18 protein-coding genes are annotated in these 16,676 nt (G+C 72.8%); 8 read left to right on the top strand and 10 right to left on the bottom strand.

Annotation, left to right across the window (positions count from 1 at the left end; translation table 11 throughout):
• Window positions 1-77: 77 nt before the first annotated feature.
• The 5 genes from ACFVHO_RS01075 to ACFVHO_RS01055 all read right to left on the bottom strand — a co-directional run bounded on the left by ACFVHO_RS01075 (window position 78) and on the right by ACFVHO_RS01055 (window position 5,217).
• Complete coding sequence (locus tag ACFVHO_RS01075) at window positions 78-1,271, bottom strand: sensor histidine kinase (RefSeq protein ID WP_385708296.1); 1,194 nt, start codon at window positions 1,269-1,271, stop codon at window positions 78-80.
• 112 nt (window positions 1,272-1,383) lie between these two features.
• Window positions 1,384-2,313, bottom strand: coding sequence for an NADP-dependent oxidoreductase (locus tag ACFVHO_RS01070; RefSeq protein WP_385708293.1), 930 nt, complete (start codon window positions 2,311-2,313; stop codon window positions 1,384-1,386).
• A 189-nt stretch (window positions 2,314-2,502) separates the two neighbouring features.
• A complete protein-coding gene (locus ACFVHO_RS01065) occupies window positions 2,503-3,351 on the bottom strand; it encodes an acyl carrier protein (RefSeq protein WP_385708290.1) in 849 nt (282 codons plus the stop codon).
• Window positions 3,352-3,612: 261 nt separating this feature from the next.
• Window positions 3,613-4,323 carry an NADPH-dependent F420 reductase gene (locus tag ACFVHO_RS01060; RefSeq protein ID WP_385708287.1) on the bottom strand — a complete coding sequence of 237 codons (711 nt, stop codon included), beginning with the start codon at window positions 4,321-4,323 and terminating at the stop codon, window positions 3,613-3,615.
• 96 nt (window positions 4,324-4,419) lie between these two features.
• Window positions 4,420-5,217, bottom strand: a complete 798-nt coding sequence (locus ACFVHO_RS01055) for a VOC family protein (protein ID WP_385708284.1) — start codon at window positions 5,215-5,217, stop codon at window positions 4,420-4,422.
• 223 nt (window positions 5,218-5,440) lie between these two features.
• Between ACFVHO_RS01055 and ACFVHO_RS01050 the strand changes: the two genes are divergently transcribed.
• Window positions 5,441-6,466, top strand: a complete 1,026-nt coding sequence (locus ACFVHO_RS01050) for a helix-turn-helix transcriptional regulator (RefSeq protein WP_385708281.1) — start codon at window positions 5,441-5,443, stop codon at window positions 6,464-6,466.
• A 4-nt stretch (window positions 6,467-6,470) separates the two neighbouring features.
• Here the strand turns inward: ACFVHO_RS01050 and ACFVHO_RS01045 are convergent, their stop codons facing one another.
• Window positions 6,471-6,800, bottom strand: a complete 330-nt coding sequence (locus ACFVHO_RS01045; protein ID WP_385708279.1) for a TfoX/Sxy family protein — start codon at window positions 6,798-6,800, stop codon at window positions 6,471-6,473.
• A gap of 112 nt (window positions 6,801-6,912) precedes the next feature.
• On the opposite strand from ACFVHO_RS01045, the gene ACFVHO_RS01040 reads away from it, so the two are divergent.
• Window positions 6,913-7,104: a hypothetical protein gene (locus tag ACFVHO_RS01040; RefSeq protein ID WP_385708276.1), complete on the top strand. Its 192-nt coding sequence runs from the start codon at window positions 6,913-6,915 to the stop codon at window positions 7,102-7,104.
• Between the two features lie 37 nt (window positions 7,105-7,141).
• Here the strand turns inward: ACFVHO_RS01040 and ACFVHO_RS01035 are convergent, their stop codons facing one another.
• On the bottom strand, window positions 7,142-7,918 hold the full coding sequence (locus ACFVHO_RS01035) for a dienelactone hydrolase family protein (RefSeq protein WP_385708274.1): 777 nt from the start codon (window positions 7,916-7,918) through the stop codon (window positions 7,142-7,144).
• 269 nt (window positions 7,919-8,187) lie between these two features.
• Between ACFVHO_RS01035 and ACFVHO_RS01030 the strand changes: the two genes are divergently transcribed.
• Window positions 8,188-8,550 carry a MarR family winged helix-turn-helix transcriptional regulator gene (locus tag ACFVHO_RS01030; RefSeq protein WP_385708611.1) on the top strand — a complete coding sequence of 121 codons (363 nt, stop codon included), beginning with the start codon at window positions 8,188-8,190 and terminating at the stop codon, window positions 8,548-8,550.
• Window positions 8,551-8,751: 201 nt separating this feature from the next.
• On the opposite strand, the gene ACFVHO_RS01025 is transcribed toward ACFVHO_RS01030, so the two are convergent.
• The gene (locus ACFVHO_RS01025; RefSeq protein ID WP_385708271.1) at window positions 8,752-9,339 is read right to left on the bottom strand and encodes a hypothetical protein; all 588 of its coding nucleotides are present in this window, start codon (window positions 9,337-9,339) and stop codon (window positions 8,752-8,754) included.
• 18 nt (window positions 9,340-9,357) lie between these two features.
• Between ACFVHO_RS01025 and ACFVHO_RS01020 the strand changes: the two genes are divergently transcribed.
• Complete coding sequence (locus ACFVHO_RS01020) at window positions 9,358-9,651, top strand: DUF1330 domain-containing protein (protein ID WP_385708268.1); 294 nt, start codon at window positions 9,358-9,360, stop codon at window positions 9,649-9,651.
• A 99-nt stretch (window positions 9,652-9,750) separates the two neighbouring features.
• On the opposite strand, the gene ACFVHO_RS01015 is transcribed toward ACFVHO_RS01020, so the two are convergent.
• Both ACFVHO_RS01015 and ACFVHO_RS01010 read right to left on the bottom strand, forming a co-directional pair.
• A complete protein-coding gene (locus ACFVHO_RS01015) occupies window positions 9,751-11,709 on the bottom strand; it encodes a hypothetical protein (RefSeq protein ID WP_385708265.1) in 1,959 nt (652 codons plus the stop codon).
• Between the two features lie 127 nt (window positions 11,710-11,836).
• Window positions 11,837-12,382 carry a YceI family protein gene (locus ACFVHO_RS01010; protein ID WP_385708262.1) on the bottom strand — a complete coding sequence of 182 codons (546 nt, stop codon included), beginning with the start codon at window positions 12,380-12,382 and terminating at the stop codon, window positions 11,837-11,839.
• A 209-nt stretch (window positions 12,383-12,591) separates the two neighbouring features.
• Here ACFVHO_RS01010 and sigJ point away from each other — a divergent pair, with 209 nt between their 5' ends.
• The 4 genes from sigJ (at window position 12,592) to ACFVHO_RS00990 (ending at window position 16,522) form a co-directional block, all read left to right on the top strand.
• A complete protein-coding gene (gene sigJ, locus ACFVHO_RS01005) occupies window positions 12,592-13,533 on the top strand; it encodes an RNA polymerase sigma factor SigJ (protein WP_385708259.1) in 942 nt (313 codons plus the stop codon).
• A gap of 90 nt (window positions 13,534-13,623) precedes the next feature.
• Window positions 13,624-14,172, top strand: a complete 549-nt coding sequence (locus tag ACFVHO_RS01000) for a YciI family protein (protein WP_385708257.1) — start codon at window positions 13,624-13,626, stop codon at window positions 14,170-14,172.
• Between the two features lie 110 nt (window positions 14,173-14,282).
• Window positions 14,283-15,356 carry a hypothetical protein gene (locus ACFVHO_RS00995; protein WP_385708255.1) on the top strand — a complete coding sequence of 358 codons (1,074 nt, stop codon included), beginning with the start codon at window positions 14,283-14,285 and terminating at the stop codon, window positions 15,354-15,356.
• Between the two features lie 38 nt (window positions 15,357-15,394).
• Window positions 15,395-16,522, top strand: a complete 1,128-nt coding sequence (locus ACFVHO_RS00990; protein WP_385708253.1) for a hypothetical protein — start codon at window positions 15,395-15,397, stop codon at window positions 16,520-16,522.
• The last annotated feature ends 154 nt before the right edge of the window (window positions 16,523-16,676 follow it).

Raw genomic sequence — 16,676 nt, 5'->3', positions numbered from 1 at the left:
CGACGGCTCGCTGGACGGGACGAGAGCAGGGTCCGCGGGCTCGCTGGACGGAACGGCTCCATAGCCCTGTGACTCGGTCATCGCGGCAGCCCGTCCTCTTCGCCCGGAGCCAGCGGCAGGCTCGCCGTCACCCCGAAGCCGCCGCCGTCCAGCGGCCCGGTCGTGAGGGAGCCGCCGTGCAGCGCGACCCGCTCCCGCATGCCGACCAGGCCGTACCCGGTGCGCCCCGGACGCGACGGCGCCCTGTGCCCCGCCGCCACCAGCGCGCCTCCGCCGTCGTCGCGCACCTCCACGTCGACCCGGTCGACGGCGTACGTGAGGCGCACCTCGGCCCGCGCCTCGCCCGCGTGCTTGCGGGCGTTGGTCAGGGCCTCCTGGACGATGCGGAAGACGGTGAGGCCCACGGTCGGCGGCAGCGGGCGCTCCTCGCCGTGGACGCGGAAGTCGGTGGGCAGCCCCGCCAGGCGGGACTCGGCGACGATGCGGTCGAGGTCGGCGGCGCCGGGCTGGGGCGACGGGGGTGCGTCGTCGGGCTCGTCGTCCGCCCGCAGCACGTCGAGGAGCTGGCGCATCTCGCGCAGGGCCATGCGGCCGGAGTCCTCCAGGGTGACCAGGGCGCCCCGCGCGACCTCGGGGTCGTGCGTGAGATTGGCCCGGGCGCCGCCCGCCATCAACTGCATGGTGGTGATGTGGTGGGACACGATGTCGTGCAGTTCCCGCGCGATGCGGCGGCGCTCCTCGGCAACCGCCCGGTCGGCGAGGAGCCGCCGGTTCGCCTCCACGTCCCGCTGCCAGCGGTTGAACGCGGCCGCGGCGCCGATCACCAGAGCGGTGGCGAGGGCCGTGCCCACCACGTCCATCCGCGCGGGCCACGGGCCGGTGATCCGGCTGACGAACGGCAGGGCGAGGCTCGCCGCGCCCGCCGCCACCGTCCCCCGGACACCGCAGCTCCGCACGACGGTGAACAGGCCGACGACGAGCGCGGCGGAGAGCCCGCCAGGCCCCACCATGATCAGACCGATCACCGCAGCCAGGGCCAGCGCCCCGGCGAACGCCGCCCCCGGATGCCGACGCCGGAACAGCAGCGGCAGCCCCGACACGGCGACCGCGGCGAGACCGGGCACCGTGGCCGGGTTGCCCTCGGCCTCGCCGCTGAGGGAGTAGCCGAACAGGTCCAGGGCCGTCACGCCGACGACGATCAGGCCGTCGGCGCGCGACCACGGCGGCGCGACCGCCCCCGGCGCCCGTTCGACGCGGTGTCGGTCCGTCATCAGCTCGTGTTCCTCTCCTCGGCCCGGCTCCGCTGCCGGGCCGGTGCCGGGTGCGCTGTGACGGTCGTACGAGATCCATTGTGGCACCGGGTGCCAGCACGGCCTCCGTCGATCAGAGGGTGAGGACGAGCTTGCCCTGGAGGTGACCGCCGTCGAGCAGCCGGTGCGCGTCGGCGACGTGCTCGAAGGGGAACGTCTTCTGCACGTGGACCCGGAGCCCGCCCTGTTCGACGAGGTCGACGAGACCTCGCAGGGCGACCGGATCGGGGTCGACCGCGATGCCGCTGAAGCGCAGGCCGGCCGCCTCGTACGTGGCGATGAGCGCCGTGTCCTCCTCGGCGACCGCCGTCACCAGATGACCGCCCGGGCGGAGCACGTCGAGGGACCGTTCGACGGTGTCGCCGCCGATCGTGTCGAGCACGACGTCGACGTCCCGGACCGCCTCGGTGAAGTCGACCGCCGTGTAGTCGATCACCTCGTCGGCGCCGAGCCCCTCGACGAATGCCCGCTTGGCCCCGCCTGCGGTCGTGATCACGTGCGCGCCGAGCGCCTTCGCTATCTGGATCGCGACGTGGCCGACCCCGCCGCCACCGCCGTGGACCAGGACGCGGTCGCCCTCGCTCACGCCGCCGAGATCGACGAGGCCCTGCCACGCCGTCAGCCCGACGAGCGGCAGCGCCGCCGCCTCCACGTGCGACAGCGACGCCGGTTTGCGCACCAGGTGCAGCGCCGGTGCCGCCACGACCTCGGCGTACGTGCCCGCCGCCCGCGGGAACAGCGGCATCCCGAACACCTCGTCGCCGGGCCGGAACCGCCACGTCTGCGGCCCTTCCTCGACCACGCCGCTGACGTCCCAGCCGAGGACGAACGGCGGCTCGCCGATCAGCGGGAACTCACCGGCACGCAGGCGTGCCTCCAGCGGGTTGAGGCCGATCGCCCTGACGCGGACGAGCACCTCGGTCGGGAGGGGCCGGGGCTCGGGCGCGTCCACGACGGTGAGGACGTCGGGACCGCCGAGTGACTCCTGGGTGATGACTCGCATGACTCTCCTGGCCTTGGACAGTGGGGCGAGAACCCAAGCTAGATTTCGGATGGGAACCGGCAGGTACCTCACCGGCGGATACCGTGGGCGCCACGAGCGGTCCCGCGCCGGTCGCCCAGGGCGCGGCCGGGCCGATGCGCAGGAGTGGCCGGGCGGGGCACGTGCCGCCCCCGCCCGGCGGCCTTTCGGTCAGCGGGTGACGCCGGTGGTGACCGGCCTGGTGACGTTCTTGACGGGCAGGTCCTTGGCGGCCCTGGCGATGTAGTAGTCCTTGGGCGCGGAGAAGACCACGAACTCGTTGTCGTAGTCGCGGATCTTGGCGCGGACGGTGAACTTCCCGCTCGCGTCGGTCTTGGTCTGCGCGTTGTACGCCGACTCGTAGTACGTCCGCAGCAGCACGCGGGTGCCGGCGACGGGGCCGTGCCCGGCGGGCCAGGTGACCTTGCCGGTGACGATCAGGGTGTCGCCCTTGCGCACCTTGGTGCGGTTGACCTTGTAGGTGATCTTGCTGGCGACCGGCTGGGCGGCGACCGTGGTGTCGCCGAAGTAGATCTCGTTGTCCGTGGGGTCGCCCGGGTCGTAGGAGGCCTGGAACTCCACGCGGTGGCGGGGGAACAGGAAGACGCTGTTCCTGTCCTCCCAGCGGTCCGCCTTGACGTCGCGAAGCGTGAAGTTCCCCTTGGCGTCCGTGCGGACCGTGCCCAGGTTCAGGGTCTCCCGCTCGGTCGGGTCGATGGGGTCGCCCCACGGGTTCCAGGTGTCGTACAGCACGGACTTGAGCAGCTTGACCGGCGCGTCGGCCACGGGGGTGCCGTCGGCGCGGGACACCGTGCCGGTCAGGTCGACGTCCCGGTGGGCGTAGTCGGTCGTGCTGTCGCTGCTGGTGAGGCTCACCGTGTAGGCGGCCTCCGGCGGGCCGTCGGTCGTGCGGGCGGTGTCCGCGCCGTGGGCGGGCGCCATGCCCAGGGCCAGGGTGGCGAGGGCGAGTGCGGTGGTCGCGGTCAGGCGGGCGACCGGTAAGCGGGAACGCAGGTGCACGGGAGCTCCGTTGGTGTCGTGTGTCGGTGCCGCCGGTGCCGGCGGCGAGGGCTTGCCGGCGGCACCGGCGTGGGTTTCGCAGGTTTCGACACGTGGAGCGCGGCGGGTGGTTGTAGGGCTCGTTGAGCGTGCATCTGCCGTACACGGGGTGTTTGAGGGAGGGTTGGTTCTCCTTAAATCCGTGCCGACGCATTCCCCGAGCCGCTCGGCACAGGAGGGTGCTGGGGCAACGTCAGGATCGAGTGACGAGGCAGGTTCCGGTCAGCGGACGACTTTGATTCCGAAGTGGGTGCCGAAGCCGAGGGCGAAGCCGATGGCGCCGTGCATATGGGCGTACATCTCCATGCCGCGGGCGGCGACGAGGGGGCCGAGGTCGAGGATGTCGGTCCAGCCGTAGGACTTCAGCAGATCGGTGACCTGCTGCTTGGCGTCGGCGTGCTCGCCGGCGAGGAACATGGTGTGGTCGCCGCCGCCGATGGCCTTCGGGTTGACGACGGTCTCCTGTTCCTGGGTGACGAACGCCTTGACGACCTTGGTGTCGGGCAGGGCCCGCTGGATCTGTTCGCCGAGGCTGTCGCTGTCGCACGGGTCGAGGATCGGATTGACGCCCCACGGGGTGGGCCAGGGGCGCTCGATGTCGGGGTTGTAGACGTAGGGCACGGCGTAGTCGATGAGGGTCTTGCCCGCCAGTTGCTCGGCGGCGGCGGACAGGGCGGCCACCGCGTTGCGGCCGTCGATTCCGTTGACGACCAGGTCGCCGTGGGCGGCGGCGTCGGCGAAGGTGTGCAGTTCGACGCCGCGGTGGTCGGCGAGCCAGGGGCCGAGCGGCGGGGTGCCCATCATGTCGGGCTCGGTGCGGGCCAGCGTGGCCTTCGGGTCGCGGGTGCCGACGTGGACCTCGTGGCCCAGTCCGGTGAGCTTGGCGATGTGGGCGCGGGCGCCGCCGCCGGTGCCCAGAACAGCGATCTTCATGGTCTTCTCCTGGTCTGTTGTGCGCGAAGGCCCCGTCGAGCGCGTGCCGCGAGCGGGCGGGGCGGGCCCGGCCGCGGGGCCGGGCCCGGTGGCGGGTCAGCCCTTGGGCGGGGCGAAGAGGCCGAAGCGGTTGCCGCGCGGGTCGGTCAGGCGGGCGAAGGTGAGGCCGTAGGCGGTGACCGTGGGGGCGTCGTCGACGCGCGCGCCGAGGGCGACGGCCCGGTCGGCCGTGGCAGGCACATCCTCGGTCAGGAACAGCGGCATGGCGTAGTCCGCCACGCCCTTGGCCTGGCCCAGTTCGCGCAGGCCGCCGCTGGGCTGCGCCGTGCCCGCGCGGACGCCGTCGTAGGTCTCGCCGGGCACGCCGGGGTCCGGCTCGTAGCTCCAGCCGAGCCCCTGGGCGTAGAAGGTCCGGGTGGCATCGAGGTCACGTGTGCCGATCTCGAACCAGCCCAGGGAGCCGGGCTTCGGCGCGAACGCGCTCGCGTCGAGCTGAGCGGGGTCCACCCCGGGCGGCGGGCCCGGCGGGGTCCAGATGGCGAAGAGGTTGCCGCGCGGGTCGGTCAGGCGGGCGTAGTCGCCGCCGTCGGCCGCCTTGCTCGGCGGCACGACCACCGTCGCTCCCAGGCCCCCCAGCCGGGCCGCGTCACCGGCCACGTCCATCGAGACGGCACTGAGGACGATGCCCTCCCGTTCCCCGGAGCCGCTTTCGATGATGCCGCCCGTGGGGAAGGGGGCACCGGCGGGCTGTATGAGGTGGTACGTACCGCCGTCGGGGGTGGGCATGGCGGGGAAGCTCCAGCCGAAGAGGGAGCAGTAGAAGTCCTTCACAGCCGTGACGTCGGCGGTGTCGATCTCGATCCAGACGACACTGCCGCCAGCGGGGGTGCTCATGGCGCTGTCCTTTCAAGCGAGGCTGGCAGGGGATGAGGGCGGCGGGGGCCGCTCAGGAGGGGGGCCGCCGCCGGGCGCGCACCGGCCGTGGCCGGGTGCCGAAGCGCCGGGATGCTTCATGACCACCGACAAGATCCACGCTAGGAGCCTTTTAGGACATCTCGCGGCACCAAAGCCTGGCAATCTGAAACGAACCGCTCAAGGGACCCATCGAGGACGTGCCATGCCCCAGGACCTGCCCGGCCGGATGCTGCGCCTGCTGTCCCTGCTGCAGACCCGACGCGAGTGGACAGGCGCCGAACTCTCCGAGCGTCTCGGTGTCACCCTGCGCACCATCCGCCGTGACATCGACCGGCTGCGTGCACTGGGCTACCCGGTCGAGGCCACCACCGGCCACCACGGCGGCTACCGCCTGGCCGCGGGCGCCGATCTGCCACCCCTGCTCCTGGACGACGAAGAGGCGGTGGCCATGGCCGTCGTGCTCTCCACCGCCACCGCGTACGGGACCGGCCTGACCGGCGTCGAGGACACCGCCGTACGCGCCCTGGCCAAGCTGCGCCACGTCCTGCCCGCCCGCCTGCGCCACCAGGTCGACGCCCTGCAGAACGCCACCACCCCTGTCTCCTGGACCACCGGCGCACGCGCCGACCCCGCCGTCCTCGCCACGCTGGCCACCGTCTGCCGCGACCACGAGACGGTCACCTTCACCTACACCACCCACGACGGGACGACCGGCCCGCGCCGCGCCGAACCGCACGCCCTGGTGACCGCCGCCGGCTACTGGTACCTGATCGCCTACGACACCGACCGCACCGAATGGCGCACCTTCCGCATCGACCGCCTCACCGAACCCGCCCCCACCGGCCGCCGCACCGCCCCGCGCGAACTCCCCGCCCCCGACCCGGCCACCTACCTCGCCCAGCGCATCGCCGCCGCCCCCACCCGCTACACCGTGCGCGCCACCGTGCCCGCCGACGCCGCCGCCGAATACGCCCGCACCTGGTCCCTGCCCGACCGCGTCCACCCCGTCGACGACCGCACCAGCACCATCGACCTGACCGCCAACACCCCCCACCAACTCGCCGCCCAGCTCCTGCGCCTGGACCCCACCAGCACCTTCGAGCAGACCCGGGAAAGCGCAGAAACCACAGAAACCACAGAAACCGCAGTCGAACTCGCCGCCCAGCTGGAGGACTCGGCACACCTCCTGCTCCGCGCCGCCCGCGCCCTCACCGGAGACAACCCCTGACCTCCTACTTGGGAGGCAGCCCCGCCGTGGCGTCCCAGGCCGCCCGCAGCCACTCGTCCAGGACCTCGTCGTCCAGCACCTCGCCCGCCACGTACACCCAGCCGCCCGCCGTCCGCCCACGGGACTCGAAGGGCCGCGCACCGGGCTGGGCCAGCGCATCGCTCAGGTCGTCCGGATCGACCCGTACGAACAGATCGTCCCCGTCCACCCCCGCCACCGTGTTCCCCCGGTCCAGGAAACACATCGACCCGAACATCTTCTTCTCCGCAGCATCCAGATCCGCCGCGCCCAGCCGCTCCCGGACCCGCTCAGCCAGCACCTCGTCGTAGGCCATAGCGCCACGCTAACCACCCGCACCGACACCCGCGCGTCGGCCCACTGCCCTCCGGCAGCACCTCGAACGGCGTGCCTCCTGGACCGTGGAACACCAGGGCAGGCGCATCGAGATGTTCACCTCAACCGACGCGGGAGTGACGCTCTCCCTGACCAAGGTCAAGGCGGAGGCGGTTCCGATGACGCTGACAGGGCAGGGCGCCACCGCGTTGGCCTCCGGATTCGGCACCAGTCCCGTTGCCGCAGGTACCCCGTTCTTCGAGGGGCACGCCAGCTACGACGTACTGGACTCTGCCACCAGCTAGCTGCGCAGATCCGGTCTGGAACACACCTTTCGCCTGTTCAAGCAGTCCAGTGCCCGGGGCCGGCCTGCTTATCCGGGGCATGCCCCAGATCCCCCGTCACGGGCAGGCACTCGGCGAGCAGGTCGACGACGTCGCGCCAGGCTCGTTGTGCGTGCCGTGGGTGGTAGCCGACGCCGGGGACCGCGGGGTGGTCGACCGGCGGGTGGTGGAAGGCGTGCAAGGCGCCGCCGTATACCGTGAGGCGCCAGTCGACGCCCGCAGCCTGCATCTCGGCGGTGAACGCGTTCCGTTGCGCGGGCGGCATGATCGGGTCTTCCGACCCGACCCCGGCCCACACCGGGCAGCGAATGCGCGCCGCTTCGCCCGGTCGGCCCGTGGTAGTTGCGTTGACTGTCCCGATCGCGCGCAGGTTGACGCCGTCGCGCCCGAGTTCCAGCCCGACGGCGCCCCCGGTGCCGTAGCCGACGGCGGCGATCCGGTCGGGGTCGGTCCGCGGTTCGGTGCGCAACACGTCGAGCGCCGCATGGCCGATGCCCCGCATCCGGTCGGGGTCTGCGAGCAACGGCAGGCAGCGGGCCAGCATCTCCTCGGGGTCGCCCAGATAGCGCCCGCCATGAAGGTCGAAGGCCAGCGCTATGTATCCCAGCTCGGCGAGAGCATCGGCCCGGCGGCGCTCGACATCGCTGAGCCCCATGCCCTCTGGTCCGAGCAGCACCGCGGGCCGGAGGTCGACACCGGCCGGGAGCGCGAGGTGCCCGACCATCGTCAAACCGTCGGCCGGATACTCGACCGCACGCGTCGTGATCGTCGTCATGAGACCGGACTGTAGTGATCGTTGAGCCCGGCCCGGCCGGTGTTCTGCCGCTCGCAGAACAGCTCGGGTATCCCTCTGAATTACGGCGAGGGCCCACAAGAACCATCACCAACCCCGCCCCGCCAGTCGACCATGTCCATAAACTATGAATATAAAAGTGCTATGCTTCTGGCGTGAGTCGTCAAGGCGCCGCTCCTGGCGCGTCCGCCGCCATCGGGGCAGCCCTCTACGGCCTGGCCACCAGGGCCGCGAGACGCCTGCCCCGGGACATGAGCCTGACGTCCGCCGCCACCCTGGCCACCCTGGATCGGACCGGCCCGCGGCGCATCACCGATCTGGCCGCGGTCGAGGGCGTCACCCAGCCCGCGATGACCGCCCTGGTCCGAGTGATGGAGGAGTCCGGCATGGTCGAGCGGCGGGGCGACGCGTCCGACAAGCGGGTCACGCTGGTGTGCCTGACCGAGGCCGGCGCCTCCTATGTCCGGACGCGGCGCCAGGCGGGCGTCCACGCGTTCGAGCGGTTGATCGGCGGGCTCACCGGCGACGAGGTCGAGGCGCTGGTGGCGGCCCTTCCGGCGCTGAGGCATTTGGCGGAGCTCGAAAGCCAGGACCGCGAAGGGCCGAAGCAGTGACCGGACAGCCGGTCGACGGGGCCGCGGTGAAGCCGTTACCGGTGGCGCGTTCCGAGGCGCGGCTGTTAGTCCCCGCCCTGATGTTCATCGCTCTGGTCGTGGCGGCGGTCGCCAGCCTCGGGACGCCGCTCATCACCAGCGTGGCGGCTTCGTTCCACGTCTCGCTCGGCAGCGCACAGTGGACGCTGACCGTCGCGCTGCTCAGCGGTGCCGTCGCGACGCCGGTCCTGGGCCGGCTCGGAGCCGGTCCGCACCGGCGGGCCACGATTGGGCCGTCATCGAGCTGCGCAGCACGACGCCCCTGGTCGATGTGCGGGCGGTGCGGCACCCGGCGGTCGCCGGGGCGAACCTCGCCATGTTCGTCGGCGGGATCGGCATGTACCTCCTGCTCACGCTCATCACCCGGTACGCGCAGACGCCGCACGCCGCACGCCGCACGCCGCACGCCGCACGCCGCACGGCGCCGGCTACGGCTTCGGTCTTACGACCTTCGTCGCCGGGCTGGTCCTCATCCCGTTCTCGGTCCTTGGTTTCGTCGCCGGCAAGCTCACGCCGCGGGTCCGGACGCGAATCGCCGACCCCCAGCTCCTGGCCGGCAGCGCCGTCGTGGTCGGCGGCGGGTTCGTCCTGTTCGCGGCGGCCCGGTCGGACCTGGCCGAACTGTTCGTGGCGATGGGCGTGCTTGGCATCGGCGCCATGGCGATCACGACGCTGGCGAGCCTCGTTCTCGCCCGCCGACGCTCGTCCGAGACCGCCAACCCGCAAGTCCCGTAAGTCAGATGCACTCATCTCAACTCTGGAGGTTCCATGCCCAAGGGCTACTGGGTCAGCGTCTACCGCACCATTTCCGACCCTGAGAAGCTGGCTGCTTACAACAAGTTGGCCGGTCTGGCCGTCGCGCCCGCGGGCGGGCGGACGCTCGTCCGCGGCGGTCGGGTCGTGGCGCGTGACGCCGGAATTGCCGAGCGCACCGTCCTGGTCGAGTTCGACAGCTTCGAGCAGGCCGTCGCGGCGTACGAGAGTGCGGCCTACCAGGAGGCGCTGGCCGCCCTCTCCGACGGCGTCGAGCGCGACTTCCGCATCGTCGAAGGCATCGACTGACCGAGGCCCAGTCGGATCCTCACGGAAGAGCAGCAGGAACCACCGCACGCCGGACGAAGTCCACCACCATCTCCGGTTGCCCCTTGGCGCGTATCTCGGTCACGCCCCGGGCGGGGCCAAGGTCTCGCCGGTGCTGAGCCGGGCGCGCACCCGGGCGTGCGCGTCGCGTGGTGCCGGTTCCGCCAGGGTCCGGCCCGGCTCGGAGACGTCCACGTCCCCCGTGACGTCGATGCCGGTGACCTCGCGGCTCCCGGCGGCCAGCAGATACCGCTTGCCCGAGTCCGCCCGCCAGGTGGTGCTCGCCACGACGTGCTGGCCGAAGCGGCCGCAGGCGGCGGTGGACCGGGCGCGGGCGATCACGGGAGCCGGAGCCGTGGCCCGCGCGGCCGGTGCCTTGAACTGGAGGAGCACGTCGCCGGGGCCGCGCCAGGTGGTGGCGCGGGCGCAGGACCACAGGGCCCGCCCGTCGTTCTCCGGCAGGTCCTGCTCGGCGAAGTCCCAGACGTTGACCGACCGCGTGCCCCGACGCAGCTCGGGCAGTTGGCAGGCGGTCCGCGCCCAACCGGCAAGCGCCTGCGGGCTCATGGCCTCGCGAGGCTGGCGCGCGGGGGCGCGGGAGCCGGGCAGCGGCGTGTACGTCAGATGGACGGGCAGCAGGCCGCCCAGGTCGGTGACCAGGAACGCGTGCTTCTCCACGATGCGCGAGGAGGAGCGCAGTTGCAGCGCGGGCCAGGCGTCGCAGGAGCGGCCGATGGCAGGGTCGGGCACGGGGGCGGTGACCCCGTCGGCCGAGACCTTCAAGGGTGTGCTGGCGGCGGTCGGCCGCAGCAGGTCACGGGTGTGCGTCTCGGCGATCCAGGGCGCGGTGAGGTACCGGGTGCGGCCGTCGTCGCGGCTGACGGCGACCGCGGCGGCCGTGGTCACGCCGGCGTTGTCGGCGCGGGCGAAGTCGAGCGCGGGCTCGTCGCCGGATGAGTCCTCGCTGTACCGGATGACGCGCTCGGCGTCGTGGAAGAGGACGACGGTCCGGCCGTCGACGACACCGGCGTACAGCAACCTCGGTGCCCGGCCCGGCGGTTCCGTGGATGTGGCCGGGGCGGACGTGACGCGCACGCCGCGGCCCGGGTCGCTCCAGACCGCGAGGGCGCGGCCGAGCAGGGCGCGGTCGTCCGTCCGTGGTCCGCGGGGCGGCCAGGCGGTGAAGTCGACGCGGGCGGTGTCGGCCCACTCCGCGGCGGGGGTGCGGAGCAGCCGGTCCGCGGTGGCCGCCGCGGGCCCCGTGGAGGGGCTGGACTCCGTGCCGCCCTTCGCCTCCAGGCCGGTCAGTACCAGGCCGCTGAGGAGCAGCAGCGCCACCGCTGTCCAGACGAGCCGCACCCGGCGCCTGCGGCGCAGCAGGTCGGTGGGGCGGGTCTGCACGGAGCAGGCGTCGAACTCCCGGGACCGCAGCAGTGATTCGGCCGTGGGTCCCGCCGTCTCCTCCAGGCGGTACGAGGCGCGCAGTGCGTCCCGTGGCCGTTCGGCGCCCGAGGCGTCGAGGAGCTCCACGACCTCCGCGTCCGCGAGCCCGTCGAGGCGGCGCAGCACGAACGCGGCGCGGGCGGCGGGGGAGAACTGGGCGCAGGCCTGCCCGAGCGCGACCTCGTCGACACTGCCCGCCCGCGGGAACAGCCGCAGCCCCCACACCACGGGCAGCACCAGCCTCAGCGCCCTCGGCGGCGGCAGCCGCTTCGGCCAGCCGCGCGGACGCCGCTCGTACGCCAACGCCGCCCGCACGACCTGAAGGAGCAGCCAAGTCGCACCGGAGGATTCGCCGCCCTTGCGCTGGGCGGGGACCCGCGCGGTCGTGTCCCGCGAACGGAAGCTCCAGGACCCCGGCAGCGCGCGCTGTACCAGTGCGTGCGCGACGAGGACGCGACGGTGCCGGGAGAGCGCGACCGGAAGCATCAGATAGGCGAGGCGCACCAGGTTGGTGTAGCGGTCGACGAGGGCCGCCTCGGCCTGGCCGAGAGAGATCCGTTGTGCGGGACCCGAGGTGCGGGCGTCGGACGTGGGCATGGAGAGGTCGCCTCCCAAAGGCTGATGACATCTGCCGCTGCCCTCCGTCAAACGAGTGAATCTTGGGATGGTCACAGCCTGCGCCGCGGTACGCCGACGGCGACGCGTCGCACATGGAACGGGCGGGTCAGGACCGGCGGACCGCGACGACGTCGAACTCCAGCGTCACCGACGCCGCGACCATGACCCCGGTCGCGGCGTTCCAATTCACGCCCCAGTCCTTGCGGTTGATCGTGACGCTGCCCCGGAAGGCGACCCGGAGCCCGTGCGCCGGGTCCTGCTCGGCGCCGGTCAGTTCGAAGCCGACGGTGACCGGCTTGGTCACGCCCCGGACGGTGAGGTCGCCGGTGACCTCGAAGCGGGTCCCGTCGACCTGGGCCACCCGGGTCGACAGGAAGGTGAGGTACGGGTAGGCGTCCGCGTCCAGGAACTTGGTGCGCAGGGGCTCGTCGCGCTTCGGGTTGTGGGTCTGGATGCTCGCGGCCCGGACGGTCAGCTCGGCACTCGACCTCGACGGGTCGTCGCCGTCCAGGTGCGCGCTGCCCTCGAAGGCCTCGAAGTGGCCACGCACCCTGGTGCCCATGGTGTGCCGGGCGACGAACCCGGTCCGGCTCCGGGCGGCGTCGAGGACGTAGTCGCCGGCCAGCTCGCTGAGGACGGTCGTGGTGGTCATGGTGGGTTGCTCCTAGAGGGCGCGTGATGGCGGGGCGGACGAGTGTCGGGGCGGAAGCCGTGCGGAGGTGGCCGCCGACGTGGCCGCGACACCTCACCGACGGCACAGCCCGGCGAGATGTGAGCCCGGTGCGGCCCCGATCTCACATTTCGCGGGGCCGGATCGTCGTAGAGGTGACCGCGCACACGACCGAGGGAGCCGACCGCACCATGACCACCCCTTCCGACTCCGGACCCGGACTGCTCGATCCGGGCCTCGACGCGATCATGAGCGAGCGACGGCAGCTGATCGGCGTCGCGTACCGGCTCCTGGGATCGCTCGCCGACGCCGAGGACGTGGTGCAGGAGACGTACGCCCGCTGGTATGCCATGTCCCTGCCGCAGCAGGAGGCCATCGCGTCGCCCGGCGGCTGGCTGACGAAGGTCGCGAGCCGCATCTGCCTCGACCTGCTCCGTTCGGCACGGGTCAGGAGGGAGAGCTACGTGGGCGAGTGGATCCCCGAGCCGCTGCCCGGTCGTGCCGAGTGGGTCGACGGGCGGTCGGGTGCCGCCACGGCCACCGCCGACCCGGCGGACCGGGTCACCCTCGACGAGTCGATCACCATGGCGTTCCTCGTCGTCCTGGAGTCGATGACCCCGGCCGAACGCGTCGCGTTCATCCTGCACGACGTCTTCCGCTATTCCTTCGCCGAGGTGGCGGACATCGTCGGCCGGACCCCCGCGGCCTGCCGTCAGCTTGCCTCGTCGGCCCGGCGCCGGGTCCGCGACTCGGCGCCTCCCACGACCCCGGCCGCCCAACAGGCGGGAGTCGTCAGGGACTTCAAGCAGGCGTGGCAGGCCAAGGACCTGACCGCCCTCATCGGCCTTCTCGACCCCGATGCCAGGGCGACCGGTGACGGCGGTGGCCGTGTCGCCGCCTCGCTCCACCCGGTGGCGGGCGGCGAGCAGATCGCCCACGGCCTGATCGGCATCGTCGGCCGGGTGCCGGACCTGCTGTTCCTGGAACGCACGGTCAACGGCCGACCGGGCCTGGTCGCGCAGCAGGACGGCGCCACCATCGGCGTGTTCGCGTTCGAGGTCGTGGGGGACCGCATCAAGCACATCTGGGCCGTACGGAACCCGGAGAAGCTCAAGCCCTGGGCCACGGACTGACGCCCGGCCACGGACCGGAGACCGGCCACGGACTGAAGCCCGGGCCCCCTGCCAGTTGATCACAGTCGTACGTTGGGAGAGTCTCTCCACATGGAATTCTTCTGTTACCACCGGGACCGGCCCGCATCCCTGCCCCTGCGCGAGGAGTTGCAGGAGGCGCACTGGTCCTACATGGACGACTTCGCCAAGCAGCTGATCGCGCGCGGCCCGTGCTTCGCCGCCGACGGCGAGACGCCCACCGGCAGCGTGCACATCGTCGACGCCCCGGACCCCGCCGCCGCCCGCGCGTTCGCCTTCGAGGAGCCCAACTACCAGGCCGGCGCGTACCGTGACGTGCTGCTTCGCCGCTGGCGCAACCTGCTGGGGCGCACGATGTGGGACTTCCCCGGCGGACTGACCGGCGGCAATCGGTACTTGGTCCTCGGCCTCGGCTCAGGACCGGCCGCCGACACCGAAGTGCCGTCCGACCGGGACGACCTGATCGCCTACGGGCCGCTCCTGTCCGACGACGGCGCCACCTGGCTGGGCACGGCGGTGCTGCTGCAGGCCGAGGACGCGGACGCGGCGCGCGCCGTGCTGACCGAGGACCGGTACGCGGACATCGAGGTCCACGACTGGGAGTGCGGCGGGCGCCGCTAGCGACTCCTGGAGCCACGGGCCCCCAAAGGGAACGGTGATGGCCGAATGCCGACTGTTCACGGGTGGGCAACGCCAATAGGCTCTGCGACCTTCACGTCCTGGGGGGTTTCGTGAACGGTCTCCGTGCGCTCCTGGTCTGTCTCGTGCTCGCGTGTGCCGCGGTGGTGTCGCCGACCGCGCCCGCGCCGCAGGCCGCGGCGGTGACGCCGGGCTGGTCGGCGCTGCCCGTGCCCGCCGCCGCCCCGCCGGTGACCGTCAAGGACCTCGCCGCACGCGGGCCGCGCGAGGCGTGGGCGACGGCGTACGAGGGCGAGTTCGGCGATCTGAAGCCGGCGCTGTACCGGTGGGACGGCGCGGAGTGGAGCCGGGACACCACCTTCCCCGGTGCCGGTGAGCCGGGCTGGCTCGGCGACGTCCAGTTCGTCGGCGACGAGGTGTGGATCTTCCACAACCGCGCGGGTGAGGGCGAGATCCTGCGCCGGTCGGCTGCGGGACGGTGGAGCGCCGTCCCGCTGCCGCAGACCCTGTGGGTCTACCAGGACTTCACCGCCGTACCGGGCGGCGCCTGGGTGGTCGGCGAGGACGACACAGGGCTGAAGGTGCTGCACTACGACGGCTCCCGCTGGAGGACGGAGTCCACCCCGGACGACGTGCTGTTCCTGATGGGCGTGACCGCGCGCACCTCCACCGACGTCTGGGCCTGGGCGAGCACCCGCACCGGCGAGAGGACTGTCCTGCGCCACGACGGCACGGGGTGGCGGTACGCGGACGTGCCGCTGCCGCCGAACAGCAATGTGCACACGATCCTGCCCGAGCGCTCCGGCCGCGTCACGATCGGCGGCAGCCAGTTCACCGACGGCGTGGCCCGCACCTACCTCATGACCTGGAACGGCCACACCTGGCGCACCACCTACCCGCCCCTGGGCGACACCTACACCGAGAACATGGTGCGCGGCCCGGACGGGGCGCTGTGGCTGCCCGTGCGCAGCGACCGCGCGTTCCAGTCGAAGTACGCACGCGTGGACGGCCGCCGCACCACCTTCACGCGCGGCCCGGAGCGCACCAACGCGATCGACGTCAAACCCCGCGCACTGGCGAAGGCCGGGTCCGCACTCCTGTCCTTCGGGACCGTCGAGATCTACGGCTCGAAACCGAACCTGATGAGCGAGCGGCTGGGAGGCTGACCATGGCACCGAGACCGACCATGGCTCTGAGACCGACCGTGGCACCGAGACCGACGGTCCCACGCAGGCTCCTCGTCGCCGCCCTCGCCGTCGCCATGACCCTCGTGGCCGTCATGAGCGCGGCCGCGGCGCAGGCCCCGTCCTGGCAGCACGTCCCGGTCCCGGCGCAACTGCGCCCGCAGAGCGCCCTGAACGAGGCCGTGGCGTTCGGCCCCGACCGGGCCTGGGCGGTGGGTGCCGACGCCGTCGGCCGGGAGGCGCCGGGCTTCCCTCTGGTGCTGCGCTGGGACGGCACCGGGTGGCAGCGCCAGAGCCTGCCCGGGATCCGCTGGCAGGGCGAGCTGCTCTCCATCGCCGCGGCCTCGCCGGCCTCCGGCTGGGCCGTCGGCCGCGACTCGGCGGGAGGCAGCCGTCTGCTCCGCTTCGACGGCACCTCCTGGCGCGACAGCCGACCGCCGAGCGGGGTCCGCCTCGACAAGGTCGTCGCGGGCGGCGGCGAGACCTGGCTGATCGGTGGCAAGGACGGCGGGCAGGCACTGCTGCGCTGGGACGGACGCGGCTGGCAGGACATGCCGGTGCCGCCGGGAGTCGTGTACGGCCTGCACGTCAAGGCGGCCGACGACGTCTGGGCCGCGGGCGCCGCCAACGACGGCGCGGCCGTGTCGCACTGGGACGGGAAGGCGTGGCAGCAGACGCGCGTGGACGGGTTCCCGCGGTCGGCCGTGGGCAGCATCCTGGCGGTCTCGCCGACCGAGGTGTGGGCGGGCGGCACGGGCGGGTTCGTCGGAGGCCCGCCGGGCCGGCCGATTCCGCCCCTCCTCGTCCGCTTCGACGGCCAGACGTGGAACCGGGTGGGCATACCCGCCGACTTCGGCGGGATCACCTCACTGGCGCCCACCGCGTCCGGCGAACTCGGCTGGATCGCGGTGGCCCGCTCGCTGAAGTGGGGCCCGCCGGGCAGCACGCCGCCGCTGATCCCCGGCCCCGACTTCCTCGCCTGGAACGGCAAGTCCTTCACCGAGTACAGCGAACCGGTGGTGGCGGGCGAGGGCGACTCCTCTTCGCTGCGCCTCGCGTCGGTACCGGGCACGGCGACGGTGTGGGCGGTCGGCCGGGCCGGGGGCCCCGAGGGGACCTTCGCCCCGCGCATCCTGCGCTTCGACTGAGGTGCACGGCCTTGTCTCCCGGCGGCGCGCCCCGCCCTGGTGACGTGACTTCGTAGATCGCCTACGCTGCGCGGCAGCCGATCACCCGCGCGGCGGCCGCCCGGCCTCTCGCCCCGGGCTCCCACGTGCCGCGCGCCATCATGAGGGGACGCAG

The sequence above is a fragment of the Streptomyces sp. NPDC127108 genome (genome assembly GCF_042677545.1).
Classification (GTDB): domain Bacteria; phylum Actinomycetota; class Actinomycetes; order Streptomycetales; family Streptomycetaceae; genus Streptomyces.
Note: the sequence above shows the minus strand (reverse complement) of the source record. Positions and strands in the feature narration are given on the sequence as shown.

Excerpts from the sequence above, each read along its gene's own strand:
- ACFVHO_RS01075 (WP_385708296.1), bottom strand. The coding sequence starts at position 1,271 with ATGACGGACCGACACCGCGTCGAACGGGCGCCGGGGGCGGTCGCGCCG.
- ACFVHO_RS01070 (WP_385708293.1), bottom strand. The coding sequence starts at position 2,313 with ATGCGAGTCATCACCCAGGAGTCACTCGGCGGTCCCGACGTCCTCACC.
- ACFVHO_RS01060 (WP_385708287.1), bottom strand. The coding sequence starts at position 4,323 with ATGAAGATCGCTGTTCTGGGCACCGGCGGCGGCGCCCGCGCCCACATC.
- ACFVHO_RS01055 (WP_385708284.1), bottom strand. The coding sequence starts at position 5,217 with ATGAGCACCCCCGCTGGCGGCAGTGTCGTCTGGATCGAGATCGACACC.
- ACFVHO_RS01050 (WP_385708281.1), top strand. The coding sequence starts at position 5,441 with ATGCCCCAGGACCTGCCCGGCCGGATGCTGCGCCTGCTGTCCCTGCTG.
- ACFVHO_RS01045 (WP_385708279.1), bottom strand. The coding sequence starts at position 6,800 with ATGGCCTACGACGAGGTGCTGGCTGAGCGGGTCCGGGAGCGGCTGGGC.
- ACFVHO_RS01040 (WP_385708276.1), top strand. The coding sequence starts at position 6,913 with ATGTTCACCTCAACCGACGCGGGAGTGACGCTCTCCCTGACCAAGGTC.
- ACFVHO_RS01035 (WP_385708274.1), bottom strand. The coding sequence starts at position 7,918 with ATGACGACGATCACGACGCGTGCGGTCGAGTATCCGGCCGACGGTTTG.
- ACFVHO_RS01030 (WP_385708611.1), top strand. The coding sequence starts at position 8,188 with ATGAGCCTGACGTCCGCCGCCACCCTGGCCACCCTGGATCGGACCGGC.
- ACFVHO_RS01025 (WP_385708271.1), bottom strand. The coding sequence starts at position 9,339 with ATGAGTGCATCTGACTTACGGGACTTGCGGGTTGGCGGTCTCGGACGA.
- ACFVHO_RS01020 (WP_385708268.1), top strand. The coding sequence starts at position 9,358 with ATGCCCAAGGGCTACTGGGTCAGCGTCTACCGCACCATTTCCGACCCT.
- ACFVHO_RS01015 (WP_385708265.1), bottom strand. The coding sequence starts at position 11,709 with ATGCCCACGTCCGACGCCCGCACCTCGGGTCCCGCACAACGGATCTCT.
- ACFVHO_RS01010 (WP_385708262.1), bottom strand. The coding sequence starts at position 12,382 with ATGACCACCACGACCGTCCTCAGCGAGCTGGCCGGCGACTACGTCCTC.
- sigJ (WP_385708259.1), top strand. The coding sequence starts at position 12,592 with ATGACCACCCCTTCCGACTCCGGACCCGGACTGCTCGATCCGGGCCTC.
- ACFVHO_RS01000 (WP_385708257.1), top strand. The coding sequence starts at position 13,624 with ATGGAATTCTTCTGTTACCACCGGGACCGGCCCGCATCCCTGCCCCTG.